The organism is Paenibacillus sp. J22FR5, assembly GCF_059691975.1.
The window spans coordinates 32122-49158 of record NZ_JCAUAN010000017.1 but is presented as its reverse complement, the minus strand read 5'-3'; the positions used below and the strand labels follow the sequence as shown (position 1 = coordinate 49158).

At 41.3% G+C, this 17037-nt stretch carries 16 protein-coding genes; all 16 read left to right on the top strand.

Annotated features, from left to right (window positions below; all coding sequences use genetic code 11):
- The first annotated feature begins 126 nt into the window (after nt 1-126).
- On the top strand, nt 127-732 hold the full coding sequence (locus AC58P7_RS20420) for a DUF8042 domain-containing protein (RefSeq protein WP_497346092.1): 606 nt from the start codon (nt 127-129) through the stop codon (nt 730-732).
- The gene (locus AC58P7_RS20415) at nt 719-2590 is read left to right on the top strand and encodes a motility associated factor glycosyltransferase family protein (protein ID WP_497346090.1); all 1872 of its coding nucleotides are present in this window, start codon (nt 719-721) and stop codon (nt 2588-2590) included. The genes AC58P7_RS20420 and AC58P7_RS20415 overlap by 14 nt, the downstream gene beginning before the upstream one ends.
- A gap of 7 nt (nt 2591-2597) precedes the next feature.
- On the top strand, nt 2598-3599 hold the full coding sequence (locus AC58P7_RS20410) for an NAD-dependent 4,6-dehydratase LegB (RefSeq protein ID WP_497346088.1): 1002 nt from the start codon (nt 2598-2600) through the stop codon (nt 3597-3599).
- Nucleotides 3596-4777, top strand: a complete 1182-nt coding sequence (locus AC58P7_RS20405; protein ID WP_497346086.1) for a LegC family aminotransferase — start codon at nt 3596-3598, stop codon at nt 4775-4777. The genes AC58P7_RS20410 and AC58P7_RS20405 overlap by 4 nt, the downstream gene beginning before the upstream one ends.
- Nucleotides 4767-5933: a UDP-N-acetylglucosamine 2-epimerase gene (neuC, locus tag AC58P7_RS20400; protein WP_497346084.1), complete on the top strand. Its 1167-nt coding sequence runs from the start codon at nt 4767-4769 to the stop codon at nt 5931-5933. Before AC58P7_RS20405 ends, neuC begins: the two co-directional genes overlap by 11 nt.
- A gap of 28 nt (nt 5934-5961) precedes the next feature.
- On the top strand, nt 5962-7044 hold the full coding sequence (gene neuB, locus AC58P7_RS20395; protein WP_497346082.1) for an N-acetylneuraminate synthase: 1083 nt from the start codon (nt 5962-5964) through the stop codon (nt 7042-7044).
- Nucleotides 7041-7679 (top strand): acetyltransferase, encoded by a 639-nt coding sequence (locus AC58P7_RS20390; RefSeq protein WP_497346080.1) that lies wholly within the window; start codon nt 7041-7043, stop codon nt 7677-7679. Before neuB ends, AC58P7_RS20390 begins: the two co-directional genes overlap by 4 nt.
- Nucleotides 7676-8725, top strand: a complete 1050-nt coding sequence (locus AC58P7_RS20385; RefSeq protein ID WP_497346078.1) for a nucleotidyltransferase family protein — start codon at nt 7676-7678, stop codon at nt 8723-8725. Before AC58P7_RS20390 ends, AC58P7_RS20385 begins: the two co-directional genes overlap by 4 nt.
- Nucleotides 8722-9411, top strand: a complete 690-nt coding sequence (locus tag AC58P7_RS20380) for an acylneuraminate cytidylyltransferase family protein (RefSeq protein ID WP_497346076.1) — start codon at nt 8722-8724, stop codon at nt 9409-9411. The genes AC58P7_RS20385 and AC58P7_RS20380 overlap by 4 nt, the downstream gene beginning before the upstream one ends.
- Before the next feature lie 69 nt (nt 9412-9480).
- On the top strand, nt 9481-9894 hold the full coding sequence (locus AC58P7_RS20375) for a flagellar protein FlaG (protein ID WP_497346074.1): 414 nt from the start codon (nt 9481-9483) through the stop codon (nt 9892-9894).
- A gap of 26 nt (nt 9895-9920) precedes the next feature.
- On the top strand, nt 9921-12080 hold the full coding sequence (gene fliD, locus AC58P7_RS20370) for a flagellar filament capping protein FliD (protein WP_497346072.1): 2160 nt from the start codon (nt 9921-9923) through the stop codon (nt 12078-12080).
- Between the two features lie 34 nt (nt 12081-12114).
- On the top strand, nt 12115-12525 hold the full coding sequence (fliS, locus tag AC58P7_RS20365) for a flagellar export chaperone FliS (RefSeq protein WP_497346070.1): 411 nt from the start codon (nt 12115-12117) through the stop codon (nt 12523-12525).
- Entirely contained in the window at nt 12494-12859 is a 366-nt protein-coding gene (fliT, locus tag AC58P7_RS20360) for a flagellar protein FliT (RefSeq protein ID WP_497346068.1), read from the top strand. The genes fliS and fliT overlap by 32 nt, the downstream gene beginning before the upstream one ends.
- 410 nt (nt 12860-13269) lie before the next feature.
- Nucleotides 13270-13467, top strand: coding sequence for a cold shock domain-containing protein (locus AC58P7_RS20355; protein ID WP_028556842.1), 198 nt, complete (start codon nt 13270-13272; stop codon nt 13465-13467).
- Nucleotides 13468-13641: 174 nt separating this feature from the next.
- The gene (hpf, locus tag AC58P7_RS20350) at nt 13642-14190 is read left to right on the top strand and encodes a ribosome hibernation-promoting factor, HPF/YfiA family (RefSeq protein WP_497346066.1); all 549 of its coding nucleotides are present in this window, start codon (nt 13642-13644) and stop codon (nt 14188-14190) included.
- 289 nt (nt 14191-14479) lie between these two features.
- Entirely contained in the window at nt 14480-16999 is a 2520-nt protein-coding gene (secA, locus tag AC58P7_RS20345; protein ID WP_497346229.1) for a preprotein translocase subunit SecA, read from the top strand.
- The last annotated feature ends 38 nt before the right edge of the window (nt 17000-17037 follow it).

Below are 17037 nucleotides of genomic sequence, written 5' to 3'. Positions count from 1 at the left end.
TTCTAACGTTCTTGTCGAAAACCCTCGAACTTTATTGTTCGAGGGTTTTTTCTATCTAATAAAAGCCTCTGCTTATGCCGATAATAATACTAAATTCATTATTATTGCATAACTGGGGGCTACTTTGTGATTATTACGATATTAGATCAATCGATTTCTTACCCTAACGATATAAGCTCTATTGAGTCTAGTTTGAACCAAATAGAAGATATTCTGAACGAAAATGAAGTATACCTTGAACTTATGGAAATTGATGGTGTCGAGGTTTTTGAAGGATTTCAAGAATATATGATCGAACATATTCAAGGGATACAAGAAGTTAACGTAAAGGTTCAAACATTGAAGCAGTTGTTGGATGAATCTGTCCTTACTATGCAGCAATATCTAGAGGGAGCTCTACCAGAGGTAACCAAGCTAGCAGATGAATTCTATCAAGGGGCTACGAAAGAAAGCTGGGATAAGTTGACGCAGCTTTTCGAAGGACTTTCGTGGGTGACGCAAAATATTGAAGTGATACAAACCAAAAATCAATATCATAATTCGACAGCGTATATAGACATATCCAAATCACTTCAAGAAGAACTTTCTAACTTGGAAGATGCTTTGAAGAATGGAGATTTGGTTTTAACGGGGGATATTTTGAAGTATGAAATTGTTTCAATCCTAGATCAGTTACTAGTTACTGTAACAACTACTATTGATAATGAGGTACTACGTCATGATCTCAGCTGATAACATCGTATTTCTTAAGAATAGGTTCACTCCTGTATGGAACCAACTGCAAGAATTGAAGCAAAGAACGGATGGTGTTTCTTTTGACGTTCTCCCATCCAGAAGTGGAGATTCTACCGTAGTAATCGAACATCAGGGTAAATCTTTGTTTTTACACAGTAAATATAATCCCAAAGATGAGGCCGTTCAATTCATTCAACAATTTGAGAATGTTGAGCAATACAAGCATGTCTTTTTTTATGGTGTAGGCCTTGGCTATCATATAGAAGCTTTCATGATTAAATATCCAGGCATTCCTTTTACCTTATATGAACCTGTTCCTGAATTATTCGAGGCTTTTTTATCTCGCATTTCACTTCCCAAGCTTCCTGCACAATGTAAGAATCTAATTTTGGAAACGAGTATGGCGAGTGCGGAGTCTTCATTAAAACGTCTTGTTGAAGAAATGCATGAAGAAATGCTGTTAGTACAATTGCCTAGTTATGAAAAAATATTTGTGGAGAAGTTTCAACAGTTTTCTTCCTTGTTTAAAGAATTACTTTCACAAAAGAAAACAACGCTGCAAGTCAATATGAGTTATGAAAAGCGTTGGATCTTCAATAGTTTAATTAACTTTGAAGAAACGATAAAAACACCGAACATTTTGTTAGAGAAGAAGGATATTTTCAAAGGAAAACCTGTCATAATCGTTGCTGCGGGTCCATCTCTACAAGATGAGATAGAGCATCTTAAATACATCAAAGAACATGGCTTAGCTTATATATTCTCAGTGGGTACATCAATTAATGCCCTGCTTAATCATGATATTTATCCTGACGCAGCTTGTACGTATGACCCCACGCAAATGAACCAAAAGGTATTTGAAAAGCTGAATGAATTGGAGATTACAAACATTCCACTTATCTTTGGCAGTAGCGTAGGGTTTGAAGTGCTTAAATACTTCAATGGTCCTAAACTACACATGCTTACGAACCAAGATCCGATCGCACCATTCTACCTACAAGAAAAAAGCAAACCTGTTTTAGAAGCTGTGCATGATGCAGGTACGATTTCAGTCATTGCGCTTCAGTTACTGTTTCTTTTACAGTCTAATTTAGTTATTCTAGTAGGGCAGAACCTGGCTTTCAGGAACAATATGCTTTATTCCACTGGAGCCTTGGTGATTAGAGAGCAAGCAGATGTGCTGCCAGCTGACCGAAGAGATGCCGTTCTCGTTGAAAGCGTTGATGGTGAACAAATAGAATCCAATCAGAGTTATTTGATTATGAAGAATCAAATCGAAGCTACCCTGAAATTACGTCCAGGCATGGAAGTCATTAATACAACACAAGGTGGAGCGAAGATTGAGCATACCACGTTTATGTCCCTTGAAGATGTGATACATACACGATTTAAAGAGCGAGTTGTCGATCCACAGTGGTATGTTCATGACAACGGGTATAGTTATGATATCTCCTATGCTCAAAAACAAGCGACCGAAATGAAAAGAGAGTATGAACAGCTGTATAAGTATTATAACCAAGCGACGAGCTTCTTTAACGATATGAATCGTTGCAAAGAACATAAAGATAAGAAACGCTTAGGTGAACTATTCCCTAAGTTCGATAAGCTATTTATGAAAATAACAGCTAACCAATTTTATAGTACTTTCATTAAACCTATGAACAGGGTTCAGGAAGAATTGCTAATCAAAAATCTAGGCAAAATTAAGTTTGAGAATGACTTTGTGGCCAAAGCAGAATTGATTATGCAGCATTTTGGGAAGTTTATGTATGGGTGTCAAGTGGATATGAAAACGATAACTCCTATATTTGAAGCGATTCAAGATTATATATTAAGGCTCAGACCAACGGAGTGATGATGATATGACTAAAAAAATTCTTGTTACTGGTGCAGATGGATTCATAGGCTCTCATCTAACTGAAGCTTTGGTGAAAGCTGGATATAAAGTAAAGGCTTTCGTTCTCTATAACTCCTTTAATACTTGGGGATGGCTAGACTACGCACCCAAGGAGATTCAAGAAAATATCGAAATTTTCTCAGGAGACATTCGAGATCCTTACGGAGTTAAAGAAGCAATGAAAGGCTGTGATGTGGTTCTTCACCTTGCAGCTTTAATTGCTATTCCCTATTCGTACCACTCTCCTGATACTTATATTGATACCAACGTCAAAGGTACACTTAATGTCGTACAAGCGGCAAGAGAACTCGGTATTTCAAAGGTGGTTCATACCTCTACAAGTGAAGTATACGGAACAGCCAAGTTCGTACCTATTACAGAAGAACATCCTTTACAAGGGCAATCGCCGTATTCAGCCTCTAAGATTGGCGCAGACCAGATTGCGATGTCGTTCTACTCCTCTTTCCAAACGCCAGTTTCCGTGATTAGACCCTTCAATACCTATGGACCTCGTCAGTCGGCGAGAGCGGTTATTCCAACTGTCATTACACAGATTCAATCAGGGAAGCGAGAGATCCAACTAGGGGCTATTCATCCAACGAGGGATTTTAATTATGTGGAAGACACGGTGCGTGGTTTTATTTCCGTCATGGAATCAGAACGCTCTGTGGGCGAAGTGATTAACATCGGAAGCAACTATGAAATATCCATTGGTGAAACTGTGGAGATAATAGCTGATCTGATGGGTGCTCAAGTGGAGATTGTGACCGATCAGGATCGATTGCGCCCAACGAAAAGTGAAGTAGAAAGACTATGGGCCGACAACGGTAAAGCTTCAACGCTGTTAGGCTGGAAGCCGCAATATGAGGGACGTGAAGGCCTAAGGAATGGACTTCGTCAAACGATTGATTGGTTTACGAAGGAAGAGAACATCAAAATGTATAAATCGGGAATTTATAATATATGAGAAATGAATTTAGTGTGATTGAAGTCGTAAATAAGCTGAAAGAATGTCTACCGTCCGGCGGGTTCAATGCTCTGCATGAACCCAAATTTAGCGGTAATGAATGGACATATGTGAAAGAGTGCTTAGATACTGGCTGGGTTTCTTCTGTTGGTAAGTATGTTGATCAGTTTGAACAGAAGCTCGCCGAGTTTACAGGCGCCAAGCACGCGGTGGCTGTTGTGAATGGAACAGCCGCACTTCATGTTTCTTTGCTAGTTCTAAATGTGAAGCCAGGAGATGAAATTCTCGTACCGGCATTAACCTTTATTGCAACTGTGAATGCAATTGCTTATTGCGGTGCTGTTCCACATTTTATAGATAGTGAGTATAGAACAATGGGGGTTGACCCTTTTAAGCTGAAAGACTATCTTGTGGAGATTGCTGAGATCCGCGGTGAGTATTGCTACAATAAGCATACAGGAAGACGAATGAAAGCTGTGGTTGCGATGCACACATTTGGTCATCCGGTTGATCTAGAGCCACTCCTCGCAGTCTGCCATCAGTTTAACTTAGTACTCGTGGAAGATGCAGCAGAATCTCTGGGCAGCTACTATAAAGACAAGCATGTTGGGAACTGGGGAGAGCTTGCGGCTTTTAGTTTTAATGGGAATAAGATTATGACCACTGGCGGTGGCGGTGCCATTACGACAAACAATGCATCTCTAGCTAAGCAACTTAAGCATTTGACGACAACGGCCAAGGTTCCACATAAATGGGAGTTTGTTCACGATCATATTGGTTATAACTATCGGATGCCGAATATTAATGCTGCTATTGGTTGTGCACAATTAGAGCAAATCCCACAATTTATTCATAGTAAACGAATGCTTGCGAAACAGTATCACGCTGCTTTTGAAACGATGGAAGGCATCGCTTGCTTTAAGGAAGCCGATTTCGCTTCAAGTAATTACTGGCTTAATGTCCTTTTGCTCGATGAAGCAGTGACCGATCAACGCGATAACTTGCTCGAGTTAACGAATGAACAAGGAATTATGACAAGACCTATTTGGACATTAATAAATAAACTGGATATGTATAAGGATTGCCCCAAAATGGATTTGAGCGTTGCTGAAAGTTTGAGTAGAAGAGTTGTGAATATTCCAAGCAGTGTTCGTTTAGGGGAGACCTATGAGCAGTAAGCGGGTTATATGTGTGGTAACTGGAACACGTGCAGATTATGGATTACTTCAGGGGTTGATGAAGGAGATTCAGTCAGATTCGGAGCTAGAGCTTCAGGTCATAGCGACTGGTATGCATTTATCCCAACAATTCGGACTTACCTACAAGGAAATCGAACAAGACGGATTTGAAATCCATGAGAAGCTGGAAATCTTGCTGTTAAGTGACACGCCATGCGCAGTAACAAAGTCTGTAGGATTAGCTACCATTGGCTTTGCTGACGCTTTCAAAAGGTTACAGCCTGATATGCTCGTTATTCTTGGAGATCGAACGGAAGCCTTAGCAGCGGCCCAAGCGGCGATGATTGCTCGAATACCTATTGCTCATCTGCATGGTGGTGAAATTACGGAGGGAGCTATTGACGAGTCCATTCGTCATGCGATTACAAAAATGTCTCACTTGCATTTTGTTGCAGCAGACACCTATCGCAATAGAGTTATTCAATTAGGTGAACAGCCTGAACGTGTATTTAACTTTGGAGCACTAGGCATTGAGAATATGAGGCGGTTACCTTTAAAAAAACGTGAAGAGCTGGAAGGTATTTTGCAATGCTCATTAGGGACTCCTGCCTTCTTAGTTACCTTCCATCCAACGACAGTTAAAGAAGGTACGACGGAGCTGGCAATCACACAGTTAATAGAGGCTTTAGAAGCGTTCCCCGAGGCTACAGTTATTATTACAAAGCCAAACTCAGATTCCGAGGGCCAAATCATTATCGATCATATCGAGCGGTATGCAAATCAATACCCAGATCGAGTTAAAGTTTTCGCCTCATTAGGGCAGGTCAATTATTTAAGTATGATTCAACAATGTGATGTTGTTATAGGGAATTCTTCTAGTGGTCTCATCGAGGTTCCCTCATTTAAGAAAGCTACTGTAAACATTGGTTCTCGCCAATCCGGGCGACTTAAAGCTGCATCAGTTATAGACTGTGATAATCATAAAGAAAATATTATTAAGGCGATTAGACAGGCACTTTCTCCGGAATTTAAGCAAATCCTACAAAGTGTGAAAACGCCCTATGATGAGGGTGTGCCTTCCATTCAAATAAAAGATCAATTAAAGAATGCCGACTTAGGTGACATACTAGTTAAAAGGTTTCACGATATGTTTTGAGACGCGGCTAAAGGAGTGGGAATGTTCGATGAAACCAACTTACATCATTGCCGAAGCTGGTGTCAATCATAATGGCTCGTTGGCTATGGCTATCGAGCTGGTGAATGCAGCTTCTGAAGCAGGCGCAAATGCGGTTAAATTTCAAACCTTTAAAGCGAGTAACATTGTTACAAAATCAGCCCCTAAAGCCGAATATCAACAAATAAACACGGACGCAGTTGAATCTCAATACGAGATGTTAAAGAAACTGGAGCTAAGCGCAGAGGATCATCAGACACTCATTGATCATTGTAAACAAAAGAAGATAGATTTCTTATCAACCCCATTTGACCTTGAGAGTGTTGATTTACTTGTGCAAACTTTGGGACTCACTATGTTGAAGCTGCCATCAGGAGAAATAACGAATGCACCGCTTATCCTAAGAGCTGCACAGTCAGGTGCTTCGATTATTCTTTCAACAGGGATGAGTACCATTGGCGAGGTTGAAACGGCTCTGGGTGTCCTAGCCTTCGGATTTATGAATCGGGATGCCACACGTCTACCTTCAATAGCTTCTTTTCAAGAAGCGTATGTCTCAGCTGAAGGGCAGCAATTGCTGCAGGAGAAAGTTACAATTCTCCATTGCACAACGGAGTATCCCGCACCGTATGAAGATGTTAATCTTCTTGTTATGGATACGTTAAAGCATACATTTCAATTGCCCATTGGCTATTCCGACCACACAGAAGGTATCGCTATAACCATTGCTGCCGTAGCAAGAGGTGCTGCTGTGGTTGAAAAACATTTTACACTGGATAGATCCCTCCCAGGGCCAGATCACCAAGCATCCTTAGAGCCAAACGAGTTAAAGCAGATGGTTCAATCGATTAGACAGGTGGAGCAGGCGATAGGACATCCAAGAAAAAGTCCAGTACCATCAGAGTTGGCTAATCGTGCTATTGCTAGAAAAAGTATTGTAGCGGCGAGAGAAATTGCTCAAGGTGAGCTATTTACGGAACAAAACCTAACAATTAAGCGCCCAGGTGACGGGGTATCACCGATCTATCTCTGGGAGTACCTTGGCAAAGCTGCGACTCGAAACTATTCGATAGATGATAAGGTTCAGTTATGACACTTCCTATTATTGTGATAGGAGGCGGAGGTCATTCGAGGGTGTTAATTGATTCTCTTCTCCTACAATCTCATCATATTATGGGATTCACGGATGTAGATCCACGGGTCCAATTGACCACATTTCGAGGAATCCCTTGTTTGGGGAATGACTACATTATTCATAATTACGATCCATCAGAAATTAGATTAGTAAATGCACTGGGCTCCATAGGTTCAACACATTTACGTCAAAAAATATATGAATCCTTTAAATCGAAAGGTTATTCGTTTATACCAGTTATTCATCCCTCGGCTATTCTTGCTTCTGATGTTATCTTTGGTGAAGGCGTACAAGTCATGGCAGGAGCAATTATTCAAACGGGTACACAGATTGGTGAGAATTCAATCATTAATACACGATCATCTGTAGATCACGATTGCGTTGTTGGCTCTCATGTTCATGTAGCACCTGGTGTTACATTGTCTGGTGGTATCAAAGTAGGCGATGGTGTCCACATTGGGACTGGTGCAACGATAATTCAGCAAGTTAGTCTTCATGAGTTTTCTGTTATCGGAGCTGGAGCGGTGGTTTTAAGTGATGTGCCAGCTCACCGTACATACGTGGGAGTCCCAGCAAAGGAAGTGCATAGATGAAAAATTGGAGAGAAATATTAATCAATGCAGACACGTCCATATTAAGTTCTCTTGAAATTATTGATAAAGGTGCCTTGCAAATTGCGCTCGTAGTTGATGCGGACAATAAGCTCCAAGGAACTGTGACAGACGGAGATATTCGTAGGGGGATATTAAAAGGGATTTCTTTAGCATCGCCTGTCCATCTTGTCATGCAATCATCGCCAATCACGGCGAATGTCAATGAAAGCAAAGAAACCATACTTACTAAAATGAAATTGAGAGCTTTACGACACATTCCCGTTCTAGACAACAGTGGTCGCGTTGTAAAGATTGAGCTACTAGAGCAATTAATTCAATCCAGGAAGAAGAATAATTGGATTGTTCTTATGGCTGGAGGTCTCGGTTCACGATTAAGTCCTATGACAGACGACTGCCCGAAGCCTTTACTTAAAGTTGGAACCAAACCAATTCTTGAAACAATTCTAGACAATTTCATTGAGCATGGATTTCATCGCTTCTACTTATCTGTAAACTATCGAGCAGATATGATTAGAGATTATTTTGGTGACGGGTCTAAGTGGGGAGTCGAAATCAAATACATTTATGAAAATATGAGACTTGGCACTGCGGGAGCACTAAGTTTAATTGAGGAAGTGCCGAGCGAGCCAATCATCGTTATGAATGGTGATCTGCTGACAAAAGTGAATTTCCAACAACTCCTTGAATTCCATACCGATACGAACGCTCAAGCTACCATGTGTGTAAGAGAATACGAGTATCAGGTTCCGTATGGCGTTGTCGAGGTGGATAACCATCAATTAATGAGAATTGTAGAGAAGCCAATACAACAATTTTTTGTGAATGGCGGTATTTATGTTCTAAATCCAGAGATGTTGAATCTAGTTCCTAAAATGATGTTTTTTGATATGCCTAGTTTATTTGAGGAAGCGATTTCCAAAAGAATGGAAACCTCCGTTTTCCCCATCCGTGAGTACTGGATTGATATTGGGCGTATGGATGATTTCAATCGTGCAAATGATGAATTCAAAGAGAGGTTCTTATGATAAAGGGCTGCACGGTTTTGGCAATAATCCCAGCTAGAGGAGGCTCTAAGGGCGTTCCTCGTAAGAACATTAGAGAACTCGCCGGAAAACCATTAATCGCTTGGACGATTGAAGCTGCCAAAAAGTCAAAATATATTGATAGGATTGTATTATCGTCAGAAGATCCTGAAATTATTGATGTTGCCCAGCGTTGGGGATGTGAAGTTCCCTTCATAAGACCTGCTGAACTTGCAAGAGATGATACGTCTGGGATGGCCCCCGTCATTTATACGTTACAAAAACTTAAGGAATATGATTATATTGTGTTACTTCAACCTACATCTCCGTTACGCAGTGCAAGTGATATTGACGAGTCGATCGAATTATGTATATCCAGTAATTCAAATGCCTGTGTGTCGGTTTCTGAGACTGAGAAAAGTCCATATTGGATGTTCTCAATAGAAAATAACTATCAAATGACACCAATATTTACGGATAAGGATGTAAATTTAAGACGTCAAGATTTACCGACATTTGTTGCATTAAACGGGGCTGTATATGTTGCAAAATGGGATTGGTTGTTATTGAATAAGACTTTCTTGTCTAGCGAAACAATTGCCTATCAAATGCCTAAAGAACGCTCTATCGATATAGATACAGAACTTGATATACGTATTGCGGAAACAATCCTTAATTTATCTAAATAATCGCTAATAACTTTATAACCTCTATCCGATATAAAAGATATATGCATATCTTCGGGTGGAGGTTGTTTTATGAGTATTAATAATCCTGTGGGTGGTTTCGGAAATTCTGGTGGAGATAGCAGGTCTATTACTGAGCACGTAAATGTTCATAAAGTGGATGAGATCGGGACTAATAATGCAGCTGTATTCATTGCATCCAATTTTACGAATACAACTGAACTCAAACAAGCGGAATTACAAGGTGAAAATGTCACCATAAGTGATGCACAGGTTGTTAAAGCAATTGAGCACGCCATCAAAGCTATACAAGGCAGGACAACGACACTTGAGTTTTCTATCCATCAAAAAACGAAATTAATCTCCGTAAAAGTGTTAGATAAAGATACAGGTGAAATTATACGTGAAATTCCTCCAGAGAAGAGTCTGGATTTTGTCGCTAAGCTATGGCAAATGGCAGGAATTCTTGTTGACGAGAAGAGGTAGTATTCCAACATGAGAGGGAGGATAACATGGTACAACGTTTGAGTGGTTTTACAAATTCAGGAATAGATATTGATGATACAGTGTCAAAGCTAATGAAAGCTGCTAGAATGCCTCAAGATAAGCTTAAGCAGCAGAAGCAGACACTTGAATGGCAACGAGATGATTACCGAACAATAAATAGTAAGATTATTAGCTTCCGCGACTTAGCATTCAATATGAAGCTACAATCACAGTATCAAACGAAGAAAGCTACTTCTGTTGATGAAAATAGTGTAAGCGTCACAGGATCAGCGGTTGCTACCCAAGGGAATTACACGATAAAGGTTGACCAACTTGCGACAGCCGGAGCAGTTACATCGGGGGCGCTAAGTGCAACAACAAAAGGATCAGCAACTCCTTTGTCTGACTTAGGATTGACAGGGACTACAACACTAACAGTAGGTGGATCCAAGGGAACCAAGACGATTGAGATCAAACCAACAGATACTCTTGGAAGTGTAATCTCAGCGATTAATAATGGGGCAATTACAACAGGTGTAAATCTAAGCTATGATTCTACGATTGATAAGCTTTTTTTCACTTCTTCATCAACGGGATCAGCTGGAAAAGTAAATATTAGTATGGGAAGTGTAGGTGCAATTCCTGATCCTTTGGCGGCTATCCTTAAAATATCAGGTGGTGCTGCTGGAGCAACGACAGGATCTACAGTAACCGGGACGAATAACTTTGCAAGATCGTTAGTGATTGACGGTTCGCTAGATAAAGTAATTAAGACAGTAAGAGTTCACTTCGGTGCTACAACTGCGGATTTTACAATAGATAAGAGTACAACGTATGACCAATTAATTAAGAATATCAATAGCTCTGCAATTGGTACGGCTGGAGTTACAGCAAGCTTGGATAGCAATAATAATTTGGCATTTTCAGATAATACAGTTACGTTATCCGATGCAAATAACAATGCTGCAAATGTGCCGAGTCAACTTAATACGCCAGCGCCTAATCTTTCCGTTCCATTAACGACATTTATTGATCAGAATCTAACATCTACAAAGACACTAAGGGTTAAAGTTGGAACGACGACTTCTGATATTAGCATTGATAAAACAATGACGATAGGCAAATTGATCGATTCCATTAATAGTTCAGAAATAGGAAAATTAGGTGTATCTGCTTATTTGGACAGCAATCATCATCTTGCATTTAACAATCCTAACGATGATCCAACCAAAGCTGTAACTTTGACCGATGAAACGAACAATGCGGCTAATGTTATCCCTCAGCTTGCTATGGGTGCTCCTGTTACAGGGAATATCTATACACAGGTGACCCAATCCGGTAGTCAGGCTAAAATTGAGTTTAACGGAGCAATCGCTTTTTATGATACGAATTCATTCTCTGTTAATGGACTAAACGTTACAGCAAAGAAAGTAACTGCAAGCGCGATTGATATCAATGTGACCGGGGATACCGACGCGATTTACACCAATATCAAAAATTTCGTAGATAAATATAATGAATTAATCGATACGATCAATACCAAAACAACGGAAAAACGTTATAGAGATTTTACTCCTTTGACGGATGATCAACGTAAAGATATGAAAGATGATCAAATTACTGCGTGGGAAGCAAAAGCAAAAAGCGGTATGCTTCATAGTGATGATATATTGAAACAGGCTCTTCAAAATTTAAGAACTTCCTTCTCAAACCCAGTCAGCGGATTGCCGTCTGGGGATGCTAAAGCCCTCGCGGATATTGGTATCTCGACAAGTGTGGTTTCAGGCGGTTTTATTTCTGGAAGTTATTTGGATAATGGTAAGATCTATATCGATGATGCGAAGCTTAAGAAGGCAATTGCAGAGAAACCTGATCAGGTGATGGCTCTTTTTGTATCGGATGATAAATTGAAAGACTCGACCAGTGGAGATGGTATTGCTACCCGTCTTAATAACTTAGCATCCTCCATTATTAGTAAAATAACAACCAAAGCCGGTGTAACTACCAGTGTTGATTCCAGCTATACGCTAGGAAAAACAACAAGGGACATAGATAAAAGAATTGATGATTGGACAACGAAATTAGATGCTTTACAAACCCGTTATTATAGTCAATTCACAGCTATGGAAAAGTATATTAGTCAAATGCAAGCACAAAGCGATCAACTATCAAAGCAGATGGGCTAGTTAGAGTCCTACTTTAAACTAGGGGGAAATATTCATGATTCAAGCCCAACGTAATAAATACTTGGAAAACACAGTTCAAACAGCAACTCCCGCACAGTTGTTAATTATGCTTTGTGATGGAGCTATCCGTTTTTGCCGTGCGGGTATTGAGGCTTTGAAAAATACCAACTACCAAGACGCTAACACCAACCTAGTCAAGGTACAGGACATTATTAGCGAATTCTCCATCACGATTAATCGTAACGCTCCAATTGCCGTTGATTTGTTAAGATTATATGATTACTTCAATCATCGTTTAATAGAAGCCAATATGAAAAAATCAGTGGAGCCAGCTGAAGAAGTGCTAGGTTTTTTGATTCAATTGAAAGAAACATGGATGCAAGCCGCATTGCAAGCTAAAGGAAGCGCGGCGAGTGCCGCACCTGCTGGAGCTTCACATGGATGAGTTGGTTGCTGAGCTAGAACAACGAACAGAGCAGGCTCTTGCCGAGCTCATTTCGATGGATATCGAGCAGCTTTCCGAGTTTATGGAGCAGCGAGGTGTGCTGATGGAGGCATTAATTAACGCCACTGAAGCTGTTACTGCGTGTGAGAAGGAGAATTACAAGGATCGTATTCAAGCAATCCTAAGTGTAGACCCCATTTTCCTGCAAAAGCTAACGCAATTCCGTGATCAGGCTAGATCACAATTGGCTAAGATTGACAATGGGAGAACTCAAAAGAATGCGTATGATAATAATTACGATGATGAGAGCTACTTTTTTGATCGAAAAAAATAGATCCACAGAAACCTTCTGCCGCGGCAGAAGGTTTTTTCTTTTATCCCCTATTATCAGTATGCGCCGGCAGTAATCCGTGGATAAACAATCCGATCTGGCCCCAATCTGTGAATAAATTGGCTTGATCACCACAAGTTATCCCGAAATCTCTGCAACACACCTGTGGACAATGTGCATAAACCTGTGAATAACTTTGTTAATAAAGTGTAAAAAAGCCCGTCATGACAGGATTCTACAAATTCTGCACTTATCCACGGCATGTATATATGTGAATTTTCTAAATATTCATTTTATTGAAAGTTATAATTTGACAGGTCAAGCGGATAGGTGTTATAGTCAAAAAGAAAGGGCTTACATTTTGCTCTGACTCTTTTTTTTATATTTTTTAAAACGAAAGGATTGTGTACGTTATGCAAGGTAAAGTGAAATGGTTTAACGCAGAAAAAGGCTATGGTTTCATCGAGCGTGAAGATGGTGGGGACGTATTCGTACATTTCTCAGCGATTCAGTCCGAAGGATTCAAAACGCTAGATGAAGGTCAAGCTGTTGAGTTTGACATCGTTGAAGGCGCACGCGGACCACAAGCTGCAAACGTAAGCAGACTATAATTATTAGGCACGCGTTGTGCCGATCGCATACACCTACGAACAAGATCACCCTGGGGAATGAACCTGGGGTGTTTTTTTGCACGTTACTATAGAAAGTTTAGATCGGAATTTAAAGGAATTATGAAGATGGGATGGAATGTAGTATAATGTAAGAAGGAAGGGAGATGTTTAACTATGGAAATTAGCATTCGTGGAGAACACCTTGAAGTTACTGAAGCCCTCAGAGACTATGTCGAGAAGAAGTTGAATAGACTAGAGAGGTATTTTGAAGCTCCCCTTACATCCGATGTACAAGTAAAGCTAAGTGTAGTTAAAGGTCTACAAGCTATCGAGGTGAGCATCCCTCTAACAGGTGTGCTGCTACGAGCAGAAGAACGTAACACAGACATGTACGCATCCATTGATTTGGTTGTGGACAAATTAGAGCGTCAAATTCGCAAGCATAAGACAAGAACGAATCGTAAAATTCGCCAAGAAGGCGGCAAGCGTGACCTATTCAAGGTAGAAGCTGCAGCGACCTCTTATATGGAAGAGGAAGAGGACTTTGAGCTCGTACGTAACAAACGCTTCAATTTGAAGCCGATGGACGTGGAAGAAGCGATTCTCCAGATGAATATGGTGGGTCATAATTTCTTCGTATTCTCCAATATGGATACAGACACGGTTAACGTGGTGTACAAACGGGACGATGGCAAGTATGGTCTAATCGAACCGGCAATGTAATGCATAAACAAATTGCCTAATACGAATTTATAAACATTCCTATACAAAATGATCAAGTGAGCTTAATTCGATGTCATCGAATTAAGCTTTTTCAATTAACGAACAAAGTCATCGATTCGCACATGCATGTTAGTAGCTTCTCCATTTCATACTAAGAAATACGGGAATCCATGGTTTTTAAGTCCTATTTCTATTGGTTTTATAAGGAAGAGAACGGTCGTTTGTTGCGGCAAGACTGTCATAAGTGGTACAATTTAAGGATACGAACGCAAGGGAAAGGGGTTCACCGATGCTAGGACTAGTGAAGAAAATTTTTGGTGATTCCAATGAACGGGAGATTAAACGGATGCTCAAGGCCGTTGACTACATCAACGAGCTTGAAGCTGGCATTAAGCCGCTGTCCGATGAAGAGCTAAAAGGGAAAACAACGGAGTTCAGAAACCGTCTTGAGAAAGGCGAAGAACTCGATGATTTATTACCAGAAGCTTTCTCTGTTGTTAGAGAAGCAGCTTGGCGTGTGCTAGGTAAACGTCACTATGACGTTCAACTCATTGGGGGTATGGTGCTGCACGAAGGCCGTATCGCGGAGATGAGAACAGGGGAAGGGAAAACGCTCGTTGGAACACTCCCTGTTTATTTGAATGCTTTGCTTGGTAGAGGCGTACATGTTGTAACAGTCAATGACTATTTGGCACAACGGGATAGCGCTGAAATGGGTCAAATCTATGAGTTCCTCGGCTTGACGGTTGGAGTTAACCTACACGATTTGTCTCATGAAGAGAAGCAAGCTGCTTATGCTTGTGATATTACGTATGGAACGAATAACGAATACGGGTTTGACTACCTGCGTGACAACATGGTGCTTTACAAAGAGCAGATGGTTCAACGTCCGCTGTACTATGCGGTTATCGATGAGGTCGATTCCATTCTAGTCGATGAAGCGAGAACGCCATTGATCATTTCTGGACAAGCTGCGAAATCGACAGATATGTACTTTACGGCGGACCGTTTTGTTTCGACGCTGAAAGAAGAAGAGGACTACACGATCGACATCAAGGTGCGTTCAGTCGCGCTGACAGAAGAAGGCGTAGCGAAAGCGGAGCGCGCATTTGGTATTGAGAACTTATTCGATCATCAAAATGTGAATGTGAACCACCACGTGACACAGGCGCTCAAAGCTCGTTTCATTATGAAACGTGACGTAGATTACGTCGTTCAAGAAGAAGAAGTTATGATCGTTGATGAATTTACGGGCCGTATTATGACAGGCCGTCGCTATAGTGATGGGTTGCACCAAGCCATTGAGGCCAAAGAGCAGCTAAAGGTTCAAAATGAGAGCATGACGCTCGCAACGATTACGTTCCAGAACTATTTCCGTATGTACCGCAAGTTGGCGGGGATGACGGGAACGGCGAAGACGGAAGAGGAAGAGTTGAAGAAAATTTACGGCCTTGAAGTTATTATCGTGCCGACGAACCGCCCAATGATTCGTAAGGATCTACCGGATGTGGTTTATAAGTCAGAGAACGGTAAGTTCAGAGCCGTAGTTGAGCAAATCGTAGAACGTCATAAGCTGAATCAACCGGTGCTTGTCGGTACGGTATCGATTGAGAACTCAGAGAAGCTTTCTGAGATGCTGAAGAAGAAAGGCGTTCAACACAAAGTATTGAATGCCAAATATCATGCCGAAGAAGCGGAAATCGTTTCACGTGCGGGTCAACCAGGTTCAGTTACGATTGCAACGAACATGGCAGGTCGCGGTACGGACATCGTTTTAGGTCAAGGCGTACATGATGCTGGCGGTTTGCATATCATAGGTACAGAACGTCATGAGAGCAGACGGATCGATAACCAGCTGCGTGGACGTGCAGGACGTCAAGGTGACCCAGGTTCTTCGCAATTCTACCTCTCCCTTGAGGATGAATTGATGAAACGATTCGGCGCTGAAAATATTATGGCGATGATGGATCGTCTGGGGATGGAAGAAGATCAACCGATTGAAAGCAAATTGATCTCCCGTGCTGTAGAATCCGCGCAAAAACGCGTTGAGGGTAACAACTTCGACGTGCGTAAAGTCGTCCTTCAATATGACGATGTTATGAATCAACAACGTGAAATTATATATAAACAACGTCGCGAGCTGCTGGAGTCTGAGAATATCCGCGAAGTTATCGAGGGTATGATCGGTGCCGTTATCGAGCGCATTGTGAAAGCACACTGTCCAGAAGAACAAATTCCGGAAGAGTGGGAACTGCACGAGGTTGCAAACTTCGTAAACAACAATCTATTGCATGAAGAAGCTCAAATCACCGATCAAGATCTGTGGGGCAAAGAGCAAGAAGAGATCATCAATCAGATCAAAGAGCTTGTGAGCAAACGTTATGATGAGCGTGAGGCTGAGATTAGTGCAGAGTTCATGCGTGAATTTGAAAAAGTCGTAGCGCTTCGTGCGGTGGATAGCAAATGGATGGATCACATCGATGCGATGGATCAGCTGCGCCAAGGTATTCATCTTCGTGCATACGGCGGAACGGATCCGCTTCGTGAGTATCAATTCGAAGGCTTTGAGATGTTCCAAGAGATGATCGACAACATCCGTGAAGAAGTCGCCATGTACATCATGAAAGCACATGTACAGAGCAACCTAGAGCGTCAAGCAGTAGCGGAAGGTCAGGCTGTTGACACGAAGAATGAAGCTGGCGGTAAGAAGCCGCTCGTTCGTGGTGAAGAGCAGCGTATCGGACGCAATGACCCATGCCCATGCGGCAGCGGTAAAAAGTTCAAGCAGTGCCACGGGCAAGGCATGTAAGGCATTTCAACAACAACAACCTTGTCTAGGTACATGAG